The 17572-nt window shown below is 51.5% G+C and carries 16 protein-coding genes; 4 read left to right on the forward strand and 12 right to left on the reverse strand.

All coding sequences use genetic code 11. The annotated features are described in order from the left end of the window. Positions 1-3: 3 nt before the first annotated feature. The 4 genes from B7982_RS01660 to B7982_RS01675 form a co-directional block, all read right to left on the reverse strand. On the reverse strand, positions 4-858 hold the full coding sequence (locus B7982_RS01660) for a TIGR02172 family protein (protein ID WP_233138312.1): 855 nt from the start codon (positions 856-858) through the stop codon (positions 4-6). A 298-nt stretch (positions 859-1156) separates the two neighbouring features. Next, positions 1157-2599 (reverse strand): adenylosuccinate lyase, encoded by a 1443-nt coding sequence (purB, locus tag B7982_RS01665; RefSeq protein WP_088659278.1) that lies wholly within the window; start codon positions 2597-2599, stop codon positions 1157-1159. A 73-nt stretch (positions 2600-2672) separates the two neighbouring features. Next, positions 2673-4256 (reverse strand): bifunctional UDP-sugar hydrolase/5'-nucleotidase, encoded by a 1584-nt coding sequence (locus B7982_RS01670; RefSeq protein ID WP_088659279.1) that lies wholly within the window; start codon positions 4254-4256, stop codon positions 2673-2675. Positions 4257-4288: 32 nt separating this feature from the next. After that, positions 4289-4810: a nitroreductase family protein gene (locus B7982_RS01675; protein ID WP_088659280.1), complete on the reverse strand. Its 522-nt coding sequence runs from the start codon at positions 4808-4810 to the stop codon at positions 4289-4291. Positions 4811-4859: 49 nt separating this feature from the next. Here B7982_RS01675 and metG point away from each other — a divergent pair, with 49 nt between their 5' ends. The 4 genes from metG (at position 4860) to B7982_RS01695 (ending at position 9349) form a co-directional block, all read left to right on the forward strand. Next, positions 4860-6932, forward strand: a complete 2073-nt coding sequence (gene metG / locus B7982_RS01680) for a methionine--tRNA ligase (RefSeq protein WP_088659281.1) — start codon at positions 4860-4862, stop codon at positions 6930-6932. A gap of 63 nt (positions 6933-6995) precedes the next feature. Beyond that, positions 6996-7190 (forward strand): hypothetical protein, encoded by a 195-nt coding sequence (locus B7982_RS01685; protein ID WP_139829238.1) that lies wholly within the window; start codon positions 6996-6998, stop codon positions 7188-7190. 9 nt (positions 7191-7199) lie between these two features. After that, positions 7200-7919 (forward strand): MauE/DoxX family redox-associated membrane protein, encoded by a 720-nt coding sequence (locus B7982_RS01690; protein ID WP_088659283.1) that lies wholly within the window; start codon positions 7200-7202, stop codon positions 7917-7919. Beyond that, on the forward strand, positions 7919-9349 hold the full coding sequence (locus tag B7982_RS01695) for a hypothetical protein (RefSeq protein ID WP_088659284.1): 1431 nt from the start codon (positions 7919-7921) through the stop codon (positions 9347-9349). Before B7982_RS01690 ends, B7982_RS01695 begins: the two co-directional genes overlap by 1 nt. Before the next feature lie 38 nt (positions 9350-9387). Here B7982_RS01695 and B7982_RS01700 read toward each other — a convergent pair whose 3' ends face one another. The 8 genes from B7982_RS01700 to B7982_RS01735 form a co-directional block, all read right to left on the reverse strand. Beyond that, positions 9388-9810 carry a PTS sugar transporter subunit IIA gene (locus B7982_RS01700; RefSeq protein ID WP_088659285.1) on the reverse strand — a complete coding sequence of 141 codons (423 nt, stop codon included), beginning with the start codon at positions 9808-9810 and terminating at the stop codon, positions 9388-9390. Beyond that, on the reverse strand, positions 9810-10832 hold the full coding sequence (locus tag B7982_RS01705) for an aminoglycoside phosphotransferase family protein (RefSeq protein WP_088659286.1): 1023 nt from the start codon (positions 10830-10832) through the stop codon (positions 9810-9812). The genes B7982_RS01700 and B7982_RS01705 overlap by 1 nt, the downstream gene beginning before the upstream one ends. A gap of 141 nt (positions 10833-10973) precedes the next feature. After that, positions 10974-11429, reverse strand: a complete 456-nt coding sequence (locus tag B7982_RS01710) for an ATP synthase subunit K (RefSeq protein ID WP_014544954.1) — start codon at positions 11427-11429, stop codon at positions 10974-10976. A gap of 18 nt (positions 11430-11447) precedes the next feature. After that, positions 11448-11903, reverse strand: coding sequence for an ATP synthase subunit K (locus B7982_RS01715; protein ID WP_015732433.1), 456 nt, complete (start codon positions 11901-11903; stop codon positions 11448-11450). 39 nt (positions 11904-11942) lie between these two features. Next, positions 11943-13874 (reverse strand): V-type ATP synthase subunit I, encoded by a 1932-nt coding sequence (locus B7982_RS01720; protein ID WP_088659287.1) that lies wholly within the window; start codon positions 13872-13874, stop codon positions 11943-11945. Then, a complete protein-coding gene (locus B7982_RS01725) occupies positions 13871-14503 on the reverse strand; it encodes a V-type ATP synthase subunit D (protein ID WP_085490495.1) in 633 nt (210 codons plus the stop codon). The genes B7982_RS01720 and B7982_RS01725 overlap by 4 nt, the downstream gene beginning before the upstream one ends. Position 14504: 1 nt before the next feature. Continuing rightward, on the reverse strand, positions 14505-15806 hold the full coding sequence (locus tag B7982_RS01730) for a V-type ATP synthase subunit B (protein WP_014544950.1): 1302 nt from the start codon (positions 15804-15806) through the stop codon (positions 14505-14507). Next, the gene (locus B7982_RS01735; protein WP_088659288.1) at positions 15799-17556 is read right to left on the reverse strand and encodes a V-type ATP synthase subunit A; all 1758 of its coding nucleotides are present in this window, start codon (positions 17554-17556) and stop codon (positions 15799-15801) included. Before B7982_RS01735 ends, B7982_RS01730 begins: the two co-directional genes overlap by 8 nt. Between the last annotated feature and the right edge of the window lie 16 nt (positions 17557-17572).

The raw sequence follows: 17572 nt of genomic DNA on the forward strand, positions 1-17572 counted from the left end.
CGCTTACAATCCCAAGTCTTTTCGAGCTACCTGGAAATTCATTTCCAGGTATTTTAAATTTGCATCTTCGGCCATCAAATGCTCAAAGTCGAGAATCGGGAACAGCACGTACGGTTTGACGCGAGCATCCACCGCCGCCAATTTCTCCGGAGTATCTGCACCAAAATAATACTTTGCAAAAACGTCCCAGCACTTGCGCATCATCGCCGCATTCATGTAATGAGTCGCCAGCAGAAAATCATCCGGCAAATAATGGCAGAAATAGAAATAACAACCTAAATCGAAAAGCGGGTTACCGCAGGCAAACTCGCCCAAATCGATAAAGTACGCGCCATTATCATTGACAATCAAGTTGCCCGTCTGCATATCGCCATGGACGCAACGAGAAACCTTTGGCGTTTCTTTAATGAGATTTCGAGCAAATTCCTTGACATTCTCAGGGAACATCTTCGATTCCTCAATCAAACGCGAATACTTTTCCTCCGCATCTTGGAACGTGCCAGGAATGCACGACGTAGAATGCAGCTTTTTGCAATGCTCTGCAAAAACCTTGATGTATTCCTCAAGATGTTCGGGATTTTCGCCCACACATTTCGAAATCGAGCGTTTCCCAACAATGCGTTCATAAATCAGACCCAAACGACCGTCCTGTTCGACAATATCGCCCACATGCGGCGTCGGGATTCCAAGTGAAACCACTTTCCGGCAAATATCCTGCTCGCGAAGCAATTCCTCCTTCGTCGAGCAAAAACCCGGAAAACCCAATTTCAGCATCCATTTGCCATCCGGACTATTGTAGTTCTCGGAATTGTGACGATTGCTGAACATCGTCCATTGTGATAAGTCAATTTTCTCCATAATGGTAAAATACACCATTTTATTGGAGAAATCACAAAAAAATTCACTTTTTTCAAAAGTGAACAAAATCACACCGTGATGGAATTCACATTAAAAAACACGCAAAACTAAATATATTTTCGACATCCAAAAAGGAAAGGAGGGTGTATATGGAACCGCATAATCGCAGTAACGAAGGCGATGATTATATTCCGCCATTCAAACCGTAACATCATTTAGTTACAATGCAAAAAACGAGCCCGCAAGGACTCGTTTTTTTTGCATAAATGAAGCCGTATCGCGACGGCAATAAGGCAAATTAAACCTTCAATTCACCAGCATCAATGGAATCCCATGCTGGGATTGCTTCGATAGCCGGGCGGACTTCTTCGGTCACGAACTTCACGACCTGACCAGGAGCGCGACCCACGAACTTGCGGAGGTCGAGGATTTCCTTGAGCTTTTCTTCGGTGATACCGAGCTTCTGGAACTTTTCGTTCTTCAGAACGCGTTCGAGCAAGTCATTGTCCTTACCCTGTTCCTTCACGACCTTGCCAGCTTCCATGGACATCACGCGGATTTCTTCGTGGAGTTCCTGACGGTCGCCGCCGTTCTTGACGCCTTCCATGATGATGTTTTCGGTAGCCATGAACGGGAGTTCAGCCATGATGCGCTTTTCGATGACCTTCGGATAAACGACGAGGCCGTTGGTGACGTTTTCAGCGATGATGAGCATGGCGTCCATAGCGAGGAATGCTTCAGGAATTGCCAAGCGCTTGTTCGCACTGTCATCAAGCGTACGTTCGAACCACTGCGTCGCCTGCGTAAAGGCGGTGCTGTTCACCAGGGCCATCACGAAACGAGCGAGAGAGCAAATGCGTTCGCTACGCATCGGGTTACGCTTGTAAGCCATTGCGCTGGAGCCGATCTGTGTCTTTTCGAACGGTTCTTCCACTTCCTTCACGCCCTGCATGAGGCGCATGTCAGTAGCGAACTTGTGCAAACTCTGAGCGATGGAGCTGAGCACCTGATTCACGCGGTTGTCCCACTTACGAGTGTAAGTCTGACCGGTGATGGTAAGCACGCGCTTGAAGCCCGCCTTGGCGGTCACGCGGCGGTCGAGTTCCATAATCTTTTCTTCGTCGCCGTTGAACAAGTCCATGAAGCTAGCCTGCGTACCGGTCGTGCCCTTCACGCCACGGAACGGGAGAACTTCGATGAGGAAGTTGAGTTCTTCGAGGTCGATGAGCATGTCCTGGAGCCAGAGGCAAGCGCGTTTGCCGACAGTCGTGAGCTGGGCAGCCTGGAAGTGCGTGGCGCCGAGCTGGGCCATGTCCTTGTATTCCATCGCAAACTTGGAAAGTTTGTCCATCACGCGGCAAAGACGCTTGCGCACGAGGATCATAGCCTGCTGCATCTGGATAAGGTCGGTGTTGTCTCCCACGAAAGCAGACGTTGCACCGAGGTGGATAATGCCCTTAGCCTTCGGGCACTGCACGCCGTAAGCGTAAACGTGGCTCATCACGTCGTGACGGCGGCGCTTTTCTTCTTCTTCGGCGACTTCGAAGTTGATGTCCTTCTCGTGGGCCTTCAGTTCGTCCACCTGTTCCTGCGTAATCGGAAGGCCGAGTTCCATTTCGGATTCGGCGAGGTAAATCCAGAGCCTCCGCCAAGTCTGAAACTTGTACTGCGGGCTGAAGATGAAACTCATTTCCTTGCTAGCATAACGCTTGATAAGCGGGCTTTCGAATTGATCACGCATGATTCTATCCTTTTTTAAGTTTTACAAAGGCAAAGATAAAAATTTGCAGAACACATTAAAAGGGGCATTTTTCTTACCGAACGTATTTCACCGCAATCCGCCCCTGTGGTTTTCGGTAAACTTCGGGGATTTCGTCGCCCAAGCTTTTCAAGAACTTCACCATCGCTTCATCATCGGTCATCACCTTATCCATAATGATTTCACTTTCGCGGAAGGCTGTAATTTCACCGCCTTCGTATGCCACATAAGATGACAATCCGACCGTATATAAAGCCTCCTCGTCAATAGCGACAAAGCCGTTTTCAGTCTCTACCTGCACATTTTCAATGCGTACTTGCGCAGCTCCGCCACCATTTTTCGTATCAACGACAGCCGTATAGCGGAGTCCCGAGACTTGCAAAAATCCGCCGGATTCTTCCAGCAATTTCGAAGCTCCTTGAGCAAGCGCCTCCTTGATCTGACGCCCGGTCGCGCGAATCAAGCACATTCCGTTCGCAAAAGGCATCACGTTCAGAACATCTTGATATTTCACATCGCCCGCAGGAATCGTCACGCGGACACTCCCGCCATTTTCAATTCCAATTTGCGCCCCTACTGAAAAGCGCATGGCATCCGCCGCCAAATCGCCCAAGTTCGTTTCGCCTTTGCGAACCAAGCGTTTCCCATCAGCGCCATTAATCGTCAATTCAAATTTCGTGTTCGAGACGACTTTTTGCAAATCTACTACGGCCAAAGCTCGCAAGCTATCGTGAACGGCAGCAACTTTACGGTTCACCACAACAACGCTATCCATCGGAATCAAGCGAGAGTGGAATTTCCCATTGCGAGTAATATCTAGCACCCCGACATTCTGGAATTTCGTTCCCGTCTGCGAAATAAGAACGCTATCGCCTTTAGAATTTAAAACAAATTCTTCATTAACAACGCTATGCGAATGTCCGTCCAGCACGGCGTCAATCCCCGTCGTTTTCTGAACAACCTCAACGGAACTCACCGGCGGCACAAGCCCCAAGTGCGAAAGCAAAATCACGTAATCTGCGCCTGCTTTACGCGCATCATCAACCGCCGACTGCACGAGATTGAAAATATCCTTTGCAGGAATGTCGTACAAAGTCTTTAGCGATTCATCCGTAAATGCGTAAGACTCCCCCACTAGAGTTTGCGGAGTCAGCACTCCGACAAAAGCAATTTTTTTGGAGCCAACCTGCCTTAAAATGTAAGGCTTGAACAGCGGCATCGATGTCCCTTTCTGCACAAGGTTTGCGCAGACAATTGCTGCGTTCAAGGAATCAGAAAGTTCCATCAAGCGCGGAATTTTATAATCAAATTCATGGTTACCAAGCGTCACGACATCGTAACCGACTGCATTCATGAGCGCTACAACATAGCCGCCACGAGAAATGCTCCCCATCGCACCGCCTTGCAAAAAATCGCCGGACGAGACCGTCAAGACATCCGCCGTATCCGCAATCGCATCGCGAATGCCTGCAAATTTTGCATAGCCATCCATTTGGCAATGAACATCGTTTTCGTAAACAACTACGATGCTCCGAGGCGAAGCCAAAGCATTCGAACGCCCTTCAACTTGAGGCTGTTTCCCCGAACAAGAAAACACGCCAAAAACAACCAAAGGCAACAAGTACTTTAGCTTATTCATAACCCCTCTATAATTGCAAATTTTTGCCCGTATTAAAGCTTTTCAGCAAATTCATTCATCGGCTTGCGCACGTCATGACGAGGTGACGGCACTCCGTTCTGCGGGTCGGCATAGCCAATGTCCAAAAGGCAAGCAAGCTTGATGTTTTCCGGGAAGCCGAATTCATGTTCAATGTGAGCAGCATTGAAACCGCGAGCCCAGAGCGTTGCAAGCCCAAGATCGGTTGCCTGCATCATCATCGAAGTCGCGACAATGCTAGAATCCATAATGCCGCTTTTGAAATTGTCCATGTAGGTCGTCGGAGTGTAGACCTTGTTGTCGTCGTAGCAGACCATCAGCACCACGGGAGCGTTGTACGCCATACGCGTGATGCCACGAATCTTCTTGAGCGCTTCGGGAGACTGGAGAACCTTGATAAACACCGGTTGACCGTTTACCGCCGTCGGAGCGATACGGCCCGCTTCGAGCACCTGCATCAGTTTTTCGGGTTCAACTTCCTGTTCGCTAAAAGCACGGCAACTGAAACGATTTCTAGCCAAATCAATAAATGACATATGTACCTCTTTTTTATGAAATATAAGCAATTTTACTATATTTGTAGTCATGAAAAAATTTTACGTCACCACTCCGATTTATTACGTCAATGATGCCCCGCATATCGGGCATTCCTACACGACCGTTCTCGCAGATATCCTTACCCGCTTCCACAAGATCATCGGCTACCAGACATTCTTCTTGACCGGTACCGACGAACACGGCCAAAAGGTGCAGCGCGCCGCCGCCAAGCGCAACGTGACTCCGCAGGAACACGTGGACGAATACTACCACCGCTTCGAAGACCTCTGGAAGAAGATGAACATCCAGAACGACTTCTTCATCCGCACGACGATGCCGGAACACAAGGCTTACGTGCAGGAATGCTTGCAGAAGCTCTGGGACAAGGGTGAAATTTACTCGAAGGAATACGAAGGTTGGTACTCTGTTGGCGAAGAACGCTTCTTCAGCGAAGACGAACTCGACGAAAACAAGTGCGATCCGATCAGCCACCGCCCGGTGGAATGGCTCAAGGAAAAGAACTACTTCTTCAAGATGGGTTCTTACCAGCAGAAGTTGATTGACTTCTTGGAAAGCCACAAGGACTGGATTGTGCCGGACTACCGCTGGAACGAAATCCGCGGATTCCTCCGCCAGCCGCTGAACGACCTCTGCATCAGCCGTCCGAAGATCCGCCTCAGCTGGGGCATTCCGCTGCCGTTCGACCCGGACTACGTGACTTACGTCTGGTTTGACGCCCTCCTCAACTACGTGAGCGCCTCCACCGCCTTCCACAAGACTTATGCAGACGGCACGCCGATTTGGCCTGCCTCTTACCACCTCATCGGTAAGGACATTTTGACAACTCATAGCGTCTATTGGCCGACCATGCTCATGGCTCTCGACATTCCGCTCCCGCAGCACATCCTCGCCCACGGCTGGTGGCTCGTAAATGGTGGCGAAAAGATGAGCAAGTCCGCAGGTAACGTTGTGAACCCGATGGACTACATGGAAAAGTACGGCATCGACGCTTTCCGCTACTTCCTCGCTCGTGAAATGGTCGTCGGTCAGGACGCGAACTTCACGCATGAAGGCTTTGTCCGCCGCATCAACAGCGACCTCGCCAACGACCTCGGTAACGTCTTGAACCGCGTCCACCGCTTGGTGCTTACGAACTTCGGAGGCGTACTCCCGGCTCCGAACGCTCTCGACGATGCAGCCAACGAAGTGATTACGATTGCCAACCGCGTCCGCACAAACGTGATGGAATGGGTTCCGCAGGTCAAGCTCTCCCAGGTCGTCGAAGAAATCATGACGCTCGTTCGCAGCATCAACCGCTACCTTGAAATCAAGGCTCCGTGGAAGCTCGCCAAGGACGAATCCAAGAAGGACGAACTCGCAACCGTGCTTTACATTTCTGCTGAAGCCGTGCGTCTCTCACTCAGCATGCTGTGGCCGGTCATCCCGGGCAAGAGTGAAGAAGGTCTTGCCATGATCGGTAGCAAGTTCACCGACCAGAACGACCTCGTGTGGGGCATCCTCAAGGGTGGTGAAAAGTTCGGCGAAGGCAAGCCGCTCTTCCCGCGCATTGAAGAAGAAGTCAAGAAGGCTGAACCGCAGCAGGCCAAGCCGAAGCAGAACAAGCCGCTTATGGCAGCAGACGTTCCGGCCGCTATGGACCTCCGTGTTGCACAAATTAAGGAAGTCGCCGACCACCCGGATGCAAGTAGCTTGTACGTACTCAAGGTCGATGCAGGCGAAGGTGAACTCCGCACAATTTGCAGCGGCCTTAAGAGCAGCTACCTGGCAAACGAACTTCAGGACCGCAAGATTCTCTTGTTCGCAAACTTGAAACCGAGCGCCCTCCGTGGCATCATGAGCCAGGGCATGCTCTTTGCAGGCGACCTCGAACCGGAAACGCACAAGTGCAGACTCGTGAGCGTCCCGGAAGACGCCAAGCCGGGTGACCGCGCTTTGTTCAAGGGTGTTGCTCCGAGCGAACCCCGCGAGCTCAAGGTCAAGGACTTCGAAAAGATAGCTCTCACCGCAAAGGGTGGCGCCGTGTTCTGTGATGCGCTCGCTCTCGAAGTGAACGGCAAGCCTGTGACCTGCGACGTCGCTGACGGTGCTGGAATTCACTAGTTAATAGAAAGAACGAAAGAGAGCCCGCCAAACGGTGGGTTCTTTTTTTGTATATTGAACTACATGAAAGAAAAAATTCAGAAGATTTATCAAGACGCTCTCGTCTACCTCAAATCCTTAAATTGGATTGTCCTACTCGGCATTGCCGCATTCAGCATCGCACTCGCCATCATCAACAACATCCGCGTCGATGACGCCAAATCCGTCGATTGGATTGGCACCCAAGATGTCCTCGAAAAGCCGGCAGACATTCTTTAAGGAGTTCCCATGATTGCATGTTTTGAAAAAGAAAATCTCAAGAAGACCATTATCGCGGGCGTTCTCCTTCTCGTGGCGACTTTCTTCGTGACTGTCGGCGTTGCCGAAATCAGCTTCCCCGAAACGATTTTCACATTCACTGACCAAGAATGGCTCCTCGACATTTGGCCGAAGGCATACCGCTACAACATCCACGTTGGCGTTGGCGCCATCGTTCTCGCTTGCGCACTCATCTTCCCGGCCATCAAGATTCAAAAGGACTTTGCCATCCGCGCTCTTGAAACGCTTTGCCGCATCGGCATTGGTGGCATGTTCATTTTCGCCTCCATTTTCAAGATCCAGGACCCGCACCAGTTCGCAACACTCGTTGCGCAGTACCAGTTTTTCTCGGCATTGCACCTCGACTTCGTGAACAACTTCTTTGCGCTCGTGTACCCGCAATTTGAATTCTGGTTCGGGCTTGCGATGATTGTATCGCCGTTCGTCCGCGAATCGGCATTTGCGATTTTCTGGATGTTTGTAAGCTTCATCATCGCACTCGCCTGGGCGCTGTGGAATGACCTCGGCATCACCTGCGGTTGCTTTGAACTCGAAGGCGCACAGGATAAGGCAGAAGCCTGGACTAGCCTCATCCGCGACCTCATCCTCATTTGGCCGACCCTCTGGCTCGCCTTCCGCAAGAACAAGAGCATCATCGGCGTCTGGAAAAAAGACAAGGAAGTGAAGTAATGCAATCGTGGCACAAGACCTCGTCTATCCTTAGCATTATCTTTGGAACCGCACTCGCCTGCTCGGCGCATCCGGTCGACATGCCACACCACATTTCCTTTGCCGATTCGGCGCATACCAAAGAGTTGAACATAAACGTCCAACTTCTGGATTCTCTCGCCATCACGAATCTCAGCAAAGCGAAAACGCATTACGACAATTCCATGTCCGTGCGTCTTTTCGCAAGCGGAAAATTCACCGACGCGTTCCTGTTTGATACCCGTGTCAAAGTCAACACGGACTACACAAACCGCTACATCAATTTCAATTACTACAATCCCGACGAAGGGCTCCCCTACAACAAGCAAAGCGAACACAAGCGCACTTGGGACCTCTTCGCCGCAAACGTGAGCTACAATCTTGAGCCGGTCAAGTTGCTCGCCGGATTTGACTTTCTGGAATGGGGCCCCGCCCGCCGTAACCACGTGATTTTACGCGGGGAACGCAATTTTTATCGTCCGTGGCAAGATAGCACCAGCCGCATTTCCGATGCAGCCCCGACTCCTTATTTTGGCTACCAGTTCACGCTTGGCCCTATTGAATACACGCAATACGCCGCCAAACTCTACGAAAAGAAGAACTTTGGCAAGTATTTCCATGCGCACCGCCTGAAGTTGAACCTCCCAAAAGAAATCACACTTGGAATTTCTGAAACATCGCTTTACGGCACCACCACCGAAGCGGCTGGTACAAATCCGAACCCCGATAGCGATAGCACGGGCCGCGAATTTGAATGGGCATACGTCCTCCCGTTCATCCCTTACGTTTTCCAAGAACACCTGCAAGGCGATCAGGACAACATCTCGCTTGCATTTGACTTGAGCGTGAAAACACTCCCGAATTGGGAATTTTACGCCGAACTTTTGTGGGACGATATGAAGTCCCCGACAAGCATGTTTGACGATAGTTGGTGGGGCAACAAGTGGGCTACAACGCTCGGCGTCGCCCGCGACAATATTGAAGTCGGCCCCGTGAATCTCGACTGGATGTTCGAATACACGCGCATCGAACCTTGGGTTTACACGCACCACAAAGGGAACGCCTACACGTACGCGAGCTACGCCCAAAGCCTCGGTAGCGACCTCGGCCCCAACAGCCAAGAAGTCCATACCGAAGTGACCGCCACATACAACTTCATCAAGGCTACGCTCTTCTTTGGCGCAGTCGCCAAAGACACCGCCTTCGGCGGGAACATCAAGGACCTGCACACGCCCGAAAGCGCCATGGACAAAAAGTTCCTGAACGAAGAAACGACGCTTCGCTACAAGGAACTTGGATTTACATTGAGCGTAACTCCGTGGGAATGGTTCAGCTTTAGAACAAGCTACACAAGATTCTTCGGAGACTTTAAAGGCTACCGCGCTTATGCCGTCGGTAGCGTACAATGGTGATGTTTTTGTCATGCCCGCCTTGAGCGGGCATCTCCATCTTAAAACATTTTTTTTAGCATTTCCTCGTCGGTGGCGGCGAGGACTTTTTCTTTCCATTCGGGGTCGAGCAAGCGCTTTGCCACATTCGCAATCGTAACCGTATGCGCCATTGCGGATTCCGCCGGAGAGAGAAGCACGCACATAAATTGCGCCTTCTCGTCATTACGAGTTTTAATCCCCGTAATGCCTTCACGAGCGACGACAAAAGCCATCAACGGTTCCTGCAAGCCAGAAACGCGCGTATGCGGGAGCAAGAGGCCTTGCCCCATATAAATGCCCTGAGCAACACGCTCAGAAAGCCCTTTCCATGTTGACATAGCGTCGAACGGATAAGGACCTTTCACAAGCGCGTCATAAGCGTAACCCAAAGCACGATTGAACTCCACAGGCTGCGCGTAAATACGCGTATAGATGAGAGCCATTACTGCAGCGCCCAATCCATAAACTTGAACACTTCAGGGTCTGTAGCCTTGGCAATCTGCTTGAATTCGCCAAACAGCACACGGAGCTGAGCCTTGCCCGGTTCAATGTACTGTTCGAACTTTTCAATCTTTTTCACCTTGGAGAGGAAGCAGTAAGCGCCGAGAGCCTGCATCAAGCGCTGCAAGCTAGCGTGCACAAAGCCTTCCCAGGCATCGTCCTTCGTATAAATTCTTGTACCGCGGTACTGGCTGCGCCAATATTCAAAGAAGTCCTTGATCATCGGAAGCGGGAGACTCACGTACGGGTCCCACAAGAGCGATGCGATATCATAGAACATGGAACCGCGACGAGCACCCTGGAAATCGACAAATGCGACTTCGGAATTCGGACGGATCATGATGTTCTGGCTCTGGAAATCGCGATGCATCAAGACCTTCGTCTGTGCTTCGACGGAGACAGCCACGAGCGAATAGAAATTGCGGACCGATTCCGGAATTTCCGTAATGCCCTTGTGGAGCTTGAGGTAATTCTCGGTAAAGTAATCGGATTCCCACTTGAGGGCGGCAAAGTCAAAGCGGCGGAGCCAGATTTCAGTGTGATGGCTGAACAGCTGATGGCTTGCATTCTGCCACTGGATAAGAGCATCAATCACTTCCGGGTACAGAATACGAGCGCTGCCAGAGAGCACCTTCGAATCATTCGGGAAAGCTTCGTCCAAGAGGCTGCGTTTGCCCAAGTCTTCTTGCAACACCTGGCAGGCATTCTCGTCAACGCAATAAACGCGCGGAACCGGCAAGCCGTATTCCCTGAACGTCTTGGAATACTCGACAAAGTGCTTGAAATCTTCATTCACTTCGGCACTCACCTGCAAGACGCTTTTACGTTCATCGCTAGCGATACGGAAATAACGCCTTCCAGAGCCTGCACCGGCAATGGGAGTCACAGTAAAGTTTTCAGTATAACCATGAGTCAAAAGAAACTCATGAATACTCGGAGAAATGTTAATAATATCGTTTTGCATACTTTTAATATACTTAAAGAAATATGAAAATGACAAATAAAATTAGCGATTTTGCGCTCCAATTCACAACAAAAAAAGACTGCCGCTAAGCAGTCTTCTTTTGTAATCAAAGATCCTTCGACTACGAGGCTCGTAGCTCCACTACGACACAAGCATCATCGAGAACACCATGACAAACAGTGCGACCGTTTCGCCGACACCGAGCACCATGAGGTAATTCACGAGGCCCTTGCCAGTTTCGCCAAGAGCGTTGCAAGCGTCAGCAGCGGACTTACCCACGTACCAGGCGCTAGCCATCATACCAATGCCACCGAAGATGCCTACGCCAAGGTAAGCAGCCCAGTTGCCCGGAGCAGCCTGCGACTTGTTCAAGATGTACATCATCAGGAGCATGCCGTAAATCGTCTGCGCAATCGGCGCACCCACGAAGATGAGCAGCGTAAAGAGCGCGTTCTTACCCTTGAGATACGCCTTTTTCCAGGCACCGATGGCCGCCATGCCGGCAGTCCCGCAGCCCAGCGCAGAACCCACTGCAGCAAGGCCAAGAGCCGCCACCGCACCGAGCTTTGCGAGCGTTAAAAGTTGTGATTGATCCATAAGTGCAACCTCTTTCGATTAAAGCACCATCATGGAGAACACGAGCACGAACAAAGCGACGGTTTCGACGATACCGAGAACCATCAAGTAGTTCACCATGCCCTTGCCGGTTTCACCGAGAGCATCGCAAGCCACTGCAGCAGACTTGCCCTGGTACCAAGCAGAAGCCATCATGCCGAGGCCACCGAAGATACCAGCACCGAGGCAGCCGCCCCAGTTCGTAAAGCCCTGTTCAGCAGCCTTGCTCAAGATGAAGTTCATGAGCAACATGCCGTAAATCGTCTGGGAAATCGGAGCACCGACGAACACGAGAAGCGTGAAGAGAGCAGACTTACCCTGAGCGTAAGCCTTCTTCCACATCGTGATAGCAGACATACCGGCCGTTCCGCAACCAAGGGCAGAGCCCATAGCCGCAATGCCAAGCGCAGCTGCAGCACCCATTTTAGCGAGAGTCACCATTGTATTCGGTTCCATTATATTATCCTCATTAAGTAGCGGGATTTAACCCTTGGTTTAATTTTTTTGCTTGGCGAAGGGGCTGAATGCAAATCCGCTCCATTCAAGACCAAGTCCATTTGAAAATTCGAGTGTGTTAAGACGTACGGCATGCACTGCAACGCCCATCACGGCAAGTGCAATGTTCAGGCCATGAACGCCCAAAAGAACTAGAGCTGCACCGGCAACACCCACGGCAGAGCCAAACAGCGGCGAGAGCATTCCATTGAACGCTTCGGCGATTGCGGCACCAGACATACCCACAGCAAAGAGACGGATATAGCTGATAACGTCGGTGAAGCTGTTCACGATGTCGAGCACGAGCATCGGGATGCTGATGAAGTCCTGCTTGAGGCGGCTAGGCGGCACCGTAAAGAGCACGAGAAGCACGACTTCCACGATAAACATCGGGATGACGAACTTCGGCATGTCGATTCCAAGCACCATGTTGCATGCGAGGAAGAACATGACCCAAGCGCCCATGAGCCAGCCCACCTGCGCCATGAACGTCGAAGACTTGCGCTTGAGGCGCACAACGACATTCCACGCATGAGCAATGCTCAGATGCACAACGGCAATGCAGAAGCAGAACAGCTGGATATGCTGCATCTGGGATGCCCCTGCGGCCTTCGGCACAAAGCTAGCGGGCAAGAACGTAAACGTCTCGCAGAACTGCTTGTATGCTTCGAAGCGCGTCGGATCCGTCGGAGCAGAGCTGCGAATCCAGTAGAGCACGTTGCGCACGCCTTCCGGGATAAAGTTGTAGTTAGCGATATCAAGGTAGTAGCTCCACCCTGCAAGTTCCGGCGTAAGGCCAAGGAAGTTTGCATTGATGGCGCCCCAGATGATAGTCGCCCAGCTCATCAAATACACAAAGCGGAATCCGGCACTGTTTGCCTTCGGCATTTTCGAGCGAGCAAAAATAGCAATACCGAGGAACAACAGGCCATAAGCCATATCGCCCACAATCATCGCAAAGAAAAGGCTAAAGAAGCAGAGGAACACGGAGCTCACGTCAACTTCGTTGTAGCCCGGCGAAATGCCAATGATGTCATAGAGGCACTGCATCGGGCGTGAAAGCTTGTTGTAGCCGAGAAGCGTCGGGATGCTATCTTCGTCCGTCGGATCTTCAACGCGGATGCCCCAGCCGTTTGCCTTGGCGGCCGCACTGATTTCTGCAACGCGCGGTTCCGGGCAGAATCCCTGAAGTGCAGCAAGTCCCTTGTTCTGGAGCATGCTTGCAGAAGCTTCCACGAGATTGTAACGGTCCGTCACTTCCAAAAGGCGGTCTTCGAGATCGTCCTTCACGGAAGCAAGCTGGGCAAAGCGTTCGTCCACAGCAGAAATCGTCGTGTTCGATTCCTCTTCAATCATTCGATATTCTTCGAGCGACTTGAGAGGCATGGCGAGTTCCGTAAACGCACCCTTCACAGATGCAGGAGCATCGCCCTTTGTGAACACGGCAATGTACGTGCCATTTTCATCCTTGCCAAAAACATGCTTGTAAGCGTTATCGCCTTCGACTTCAAAAGGATCCTTGGAAAGGTCGACGAGATAAAGGCGAACAAAGATGCCCTTTGCGGCAAGTTCCTTGACCGTACGCGGATCGAGATTTCCAAAAGCGTGGAGCTTTTCAAGTTCTTCCTTGGCTTGCTCCAGCTGGATTTCGGCATTTTTCTTGTCCGAAATGAGCGTCTGGATTTCTTCGACGAGCGTTACACCGCTTGCACCTTTTGCAGCAGGCGTCACACCCTTGCGAAGCTTATCCGGAACGACTTCCATAGCCTTCTGCACGCGGGCCACAGCACCCTTTGCACCGTTCACAGAAGCACCAACGGCATTCTGGAGCGGAGTCAAATGGATAATTTCCATTTCGCGCAGAGCCTTAAGGGTTTCTTCCTTATGGCTTGCAAGCGTAAGAATGGTCACCTTCTTCATAGGAGTAATCATGCGGCAACCTCCTTACTCTGGGCGTCAAGTGCAAGCGCCTTAGCCGTAGCCTTGCCCTTGGCAAGCTTACTACGGGCCACACCGCTTGTCTGCTGGTCACCCAAGAAGATATTGATTTTGCGGATGTTATCCTTAGACTCGGGAATTTTCACCTTTTCGAACAGGTTCACACGCTGGCTCGTGGTACGCAGTTCCTTCGAAAGGAGTTCGTACTGCTTTTCGAGCACGCGGCGTTCCAGGCGCAAGGAAATCAAACCTTGCAAACTGCGGATACCATCGTCGAGCCACACCGGAGTCGTAAAGAAGTCCGGAATGTTCACGTTGAATTCCACGCCGCTAAACGTCGGAATCTTCACGCCGGCAATGTTACCCTCGCCCTGTTCGACACTCTTCACCGAGAGATATTTTTTCCACTCAATGGGTTCGGCAAAAAGCGAAATCCACGAAGCCATACTCTTGCGGAGCTTATCCTCTTCTTCGCGTTTCGCCATCACCTTCTCCTGGAGCGTACGCATTTCCATCTGCAGCTGCTGCTTTTTCAGAAGCAACGTCGGCAGATAGCGCTGGAAGCGCTTCAGTGCGTCACGTTCCGCCTTGAGGGCGTTTTTAGTTAACTTGACCTTAGCCATATTACCACTTCTTCGGCCAGTACTGATTGATCATCTTGGTGGGGATACCGGTTTCTTCAGGAGTGAAGCAATCGGCGAGGATTTCCCATCCGAGATCCAAAGCCTTTTCAAGAGGGATGTTCACAGAAAGGTCCATCATTTCCTTTTCGAAGCGTACACCGTACTTCAACAGCTTCTGGTCCCAGTTGCTCATGTTGAAGCCCATGGATTGCTTTTCCAAGGTTTCCTTGTAGCTTGCGTACAGCTGAATCATGGTGTTCATGATGGTACGGTGGTCGCTACGGGTCTTGCCGTTCACCTGCTGCTTAAGGCGGCTCAAAGAACCGAACGGTTCGATACGGCCCTTGCGCAAGTAGAACTGACCTTCGGTAATGTAACCCGTGTTGTCCGGAACCGGGTGCGTCACGTCGTCGCCCGGCATGGTGGTCACAGCCAAAATCGTGATAGAACCAGCATCGCTAAAGTCCACAGCCTTTTCGTAACGGCTTGCGAGCTGAGAGTAAAGGTCGCCAGGATAACCACGGTTCGACGGAATCTGTTCCATCGTAATAGCAATTTCCTTCATGGCGTCGGCAAAGTTCGTCATGTCCGTGAGGAGCACGAGCACGTTCTTACCTTCGGTTGCAAACTTTTCAGCCACAGCCAAAGATGCATCCGGAACAAGCAAGCATTCCACAATCGGGTCAGATGCGGTATGCATGAACATCACCGTACGGGAAAGAGCACCGTTCTTTTCGAGGTAATCCTTGAGATAGAGGTAGTCATCGTGCTTGAGGCCCATGCCACCGAGAATAATCACGTCGACTTCAGCCTGCAAGGCGATACGTGCCAAAAGTTCGTTGTAGGGTTCACCTGCAATCGAGAAAATCGGGAGCTTCTGCGAAACGACGAGCGTGTTGAACACGTCAATCATCGGGATACCCGTACGCACCATCGTCTTCGGGATGATACGCTTAGCAGGGTTCACAGAAGGGCCGCCAATCGTGATGCGTTCGCCATCGACTTCCGGGCCGTTGTCACGCGGCTTGCCGGCACCGTTAAACACGCGGCCAAGCAAAGCTTCGCTGTACGGGACCTTCATCGGTTCACCAAGGAATCGCACTTCGGAATCCGTAGAAATACCACGAGCACCCGCAAAAACCTGCAAGTCCACGAGGTCACCGTCAATGCGGATCACACGGGCAAGAGAAGTACCGAAAGAGCTCGTTACCTGAGCCAGTTCCTGGTTTGCAACGCCTTCGGCTCTCAAAGTAATCACAGAACCGGCAATGCGTTCAATACGATGGTAAGCAACATTATGCATTAGCAGAAACCTCCTTTACGGAAGCAAAAATACTGGATTCGAGATCCTTGAATTCCTGAGAGTCAAACGCCACGCGGTTCCAGTCCTTGGTGGCCTGCGTGAGCTTGAGGAAGAACGTACGGGCGACATCCTTTTCGGTAAACGTCATCGGCGTCATGAGGATGGTGTAAATCTTGTCGAACACGTACTTCTGGCGTTCTGCAGAGCAAGCGGCGTCAATTTCGTTATAGGCGTCCTGCTGCAGATAAACGGCATCAAGATATTCAGATTTCAGATAAACAATGAAGTCTTCGATCGAAGTACCTTCTTCGCCCACAACCTTCATCATGTTGTTCACATCCACACCGTTAGCGAGGATAGAACGGGCCTGAGCGACCTTCTTGGAATCGATAATGCCTTTGTACTTAGACCAGGAATCGAGCGGATGGATTGCCGGGAAGCGGCGCTGGTCAGAACGTTCACGGGAAAGGCCAAGGAATGCACCCACCACCTTCAAGGTAGCCTGGGTCACCGGTTCTTCGAAGTTACCACCTGCCGGAGACACGGAACCGCAAATCGTCACGGAGCCGGTCGAACCGTCCTTGAGGCGGACAACGCCACCGCGTTCGTAGAAGGATGCAATCACCGATTCGAGGTAAGCCGGGAATGCTTCTTCGCCCGGAATTTCTTCCAAACGGCCACTCATTTCACGGAGAGCCTGAGCCCAACGAGAAGTAGAGTCTGCGAGGAGGAGCACGTTGAGGCCCATCTGACGGTAGTATTCAGCGAGCGTCACGCCGGTATAAACGGAAGCTTCACGAGCAGCCACCGGCATCGAAGACGTGTTACAAATGATAAGCGTACGTTCCATCAAGGACTTACCCGTACGCGGGTCAATCAATTCCGGGAATTCGCGAAGGGTTTCCACCACTTCACCAGCACGTTCACCGCAAGCGGCCAAAATCACGATGTCCACATCGGCATAACGGCTCATGAGCTGCTGGAGCACGGTCTTGCCGGCACCGAACGGGCCCGGCGTACAGAACGTACCGCCCTGCATCACAGGGAAGAACGTATCGATAATGCGCTGCTGCATAGTGAGCGGCTTGGACGGGCGGAGGCGTTCTTCAAATGCCTTGATCGGCATCTTGACCGGCCAGGTCTGCACCATCGTCACGTCAACAGATTCGCCCTTATCGTTCTTGAGCTTTGCGACAACATCTTCGACAACGCGGTCACCGGCAGTCGTAATGTAATCTACAGTCCACTTGCCGAGGAGCTTGAACGGCACCATGATGCGGTGCGAGAAAACACCTTCCGGAACCGTACCGAGCGTATCACCAGCGACAACAACATCGCCAGCCTTAGCGACCGGAGTAAAAGCCCACTTCTTGTCGCGCGGGAGAGCCTTCAAGTACTTACCGCGCTGGAGGAAGAAGCCGCATTCGTCAGCGAGCTTCGGCAGCGGGTTCTGAAGACCATCAAAAACTTGAGTAAGGAGACCCGGACCAAGTTCAACAGAAAGAAGTTCACCCGTAAATTCGACTTCGTCGCCAGCCTTGAGGCCAGTCGTATCTTCGAACACCTGGAGTTCAGCGTAATCACCACGGATACGAATCACTTCGCTCTTAAGGGGGATGATTTCTGTCTTACCTGCTTCGTTCTTCGAAATGAGCTTTGCATAAGCCACTTCGTTCTGGGAAACGGCGCTTTCAAACTTGACACGAATCAGGTTTCCGTTCACGCCGGTTATTTTTCCGATACTAGCCATTGAAAATGGACCTCCA

The organism is Fibrobacter sp. UWB2 (genome assembly GCF_002210425.1).
Taxonomy (GTDB): domain Bacteria; phylum Fibrobacterota; class Fibrobacteria; order Fibrobacterales; family Fibrobacteraceae; genus Fibrobacter; species Fibrobacter elongatus.

What these genes read in the sequence shown, in the direction of transcription:
- B7982_RS01660 (WP_233138312.1), bottom strand. Translation starts at nt 858, where the DNA reads ATGGAGAAAATTGACTTATCACAATGGACGATGTTCAGCAATCGTCAC.
- B7982_RS01685 (WP_139829238.1), top strand. Translation starts at nt 6,996, where the DNA reads ATGAAAGAAAAAATTCAGAAGATTTATCAAGACGCTCTCGTCTACCTC.
- B7982_RS01725 (WP_085490495.1), bottom strand. Translation starts at nt 14,503, where the DNA reads ATGGCTAAGGTCAAGTTAACTAAAAACGCCCTCAAGGCGGAACGTGAC.
- B7982_RS01670 (WP_088659279.1), bottom strand. Translation starts at nt 4,256, where the DNA reads ATGAATAAGCTAAAGTACTTGTTGCCTTTGGTTGTTTTTGGCGTGTTT.
- B7982_RS01720 (WP_088659287.1), bottom strand. Translation starts at nt 13,874, where the DNA reads ATGATTACTCCTATGAAGAAGGTGACCATTCTTACGCTTGCAAGCCAT.
- metG (WP_088659281.1), top strand. Translation starts at nt 4,860, where the DNA reads ATGAAAAAATTTTACGTCACCACTCCGATTTATTACGTCAATGATGCC.
- B7982_RS01700 (WP_088659285.1), bottom strand. Translation starts at nt 9,810, where the DNA reads ATGGCTCTCATCTATACGCGTATTTACGCGCAGCCTGTGGAGTTCAAT.
- B7982_RS01675 (WP_088659280.1), bottom strand. Translation starts at nt 4,810, where the DNA reads ATGTCATTTATTGATTTGGCTAGAAATCGTTTCAGTTGCCGTGCTTTT.
- B7982_RS01690 (WP_088659283.1), top strand. Translation starts at nt 7,200, where the DNA reads ATGATTGCATGTTTTGAAAAAGAAAATCTCAAGAAGACCATTATCGCG.
- B7982_RS01735 (WP_088659288.1), bottom strand. Translation starts at nt 17,556, where the DNA reads ATGGCTAGTATCGGAAAAATAACCGGCGTGAACGGAAACCTGATTCGT.
- B7982_RS01710 (WP_014544954.1), bottom strand. Translation starts at nt 11,429, where the DNA reads ATGGATCAATCACAACTTTTAACGCTCGCAAAGCTCGGTGCGGTGGCG.
- B7982_RS01705 (WP_088659286.1), bottom strand. Translation starts at nt 10,832, where the DNA reads ATGCAAAACGATATTATTAACATTTCTCCGAGTATTCATGAGTTTCTT.
- purB (WP_088659278.1), bottom strand. Translation starts at nt 2,599, where the DNA reads ATGCGTGATCAATTCGAAAGCCCGCTTATCAAGCGTTATGCTAGCAAG.
- B7982_RS01730 (WP_014544950.1), bottom strand. Translation starts at nt 15,806, where the DNA reads ATGCATAATGTTGCTTACCATCGTATTGAACGCATTGCCGGTTCTGTG.
- B7982_RS01715 (WP_015732433.1), bottom strand. Translation starts at nt 11,903, where the DNA reads ATGGAACCGAATACAATGGTGACTCTCGCTAAAATGGGTGCTGCAGCT.
- B7982_RS01695 (WP_088659284.1), top strand. Translation starts at nt 7,919, where the DNA reads ATGCAATCGTGGCACAAGACCTCGTCTATCCTTAGCATTATCTTTGGA.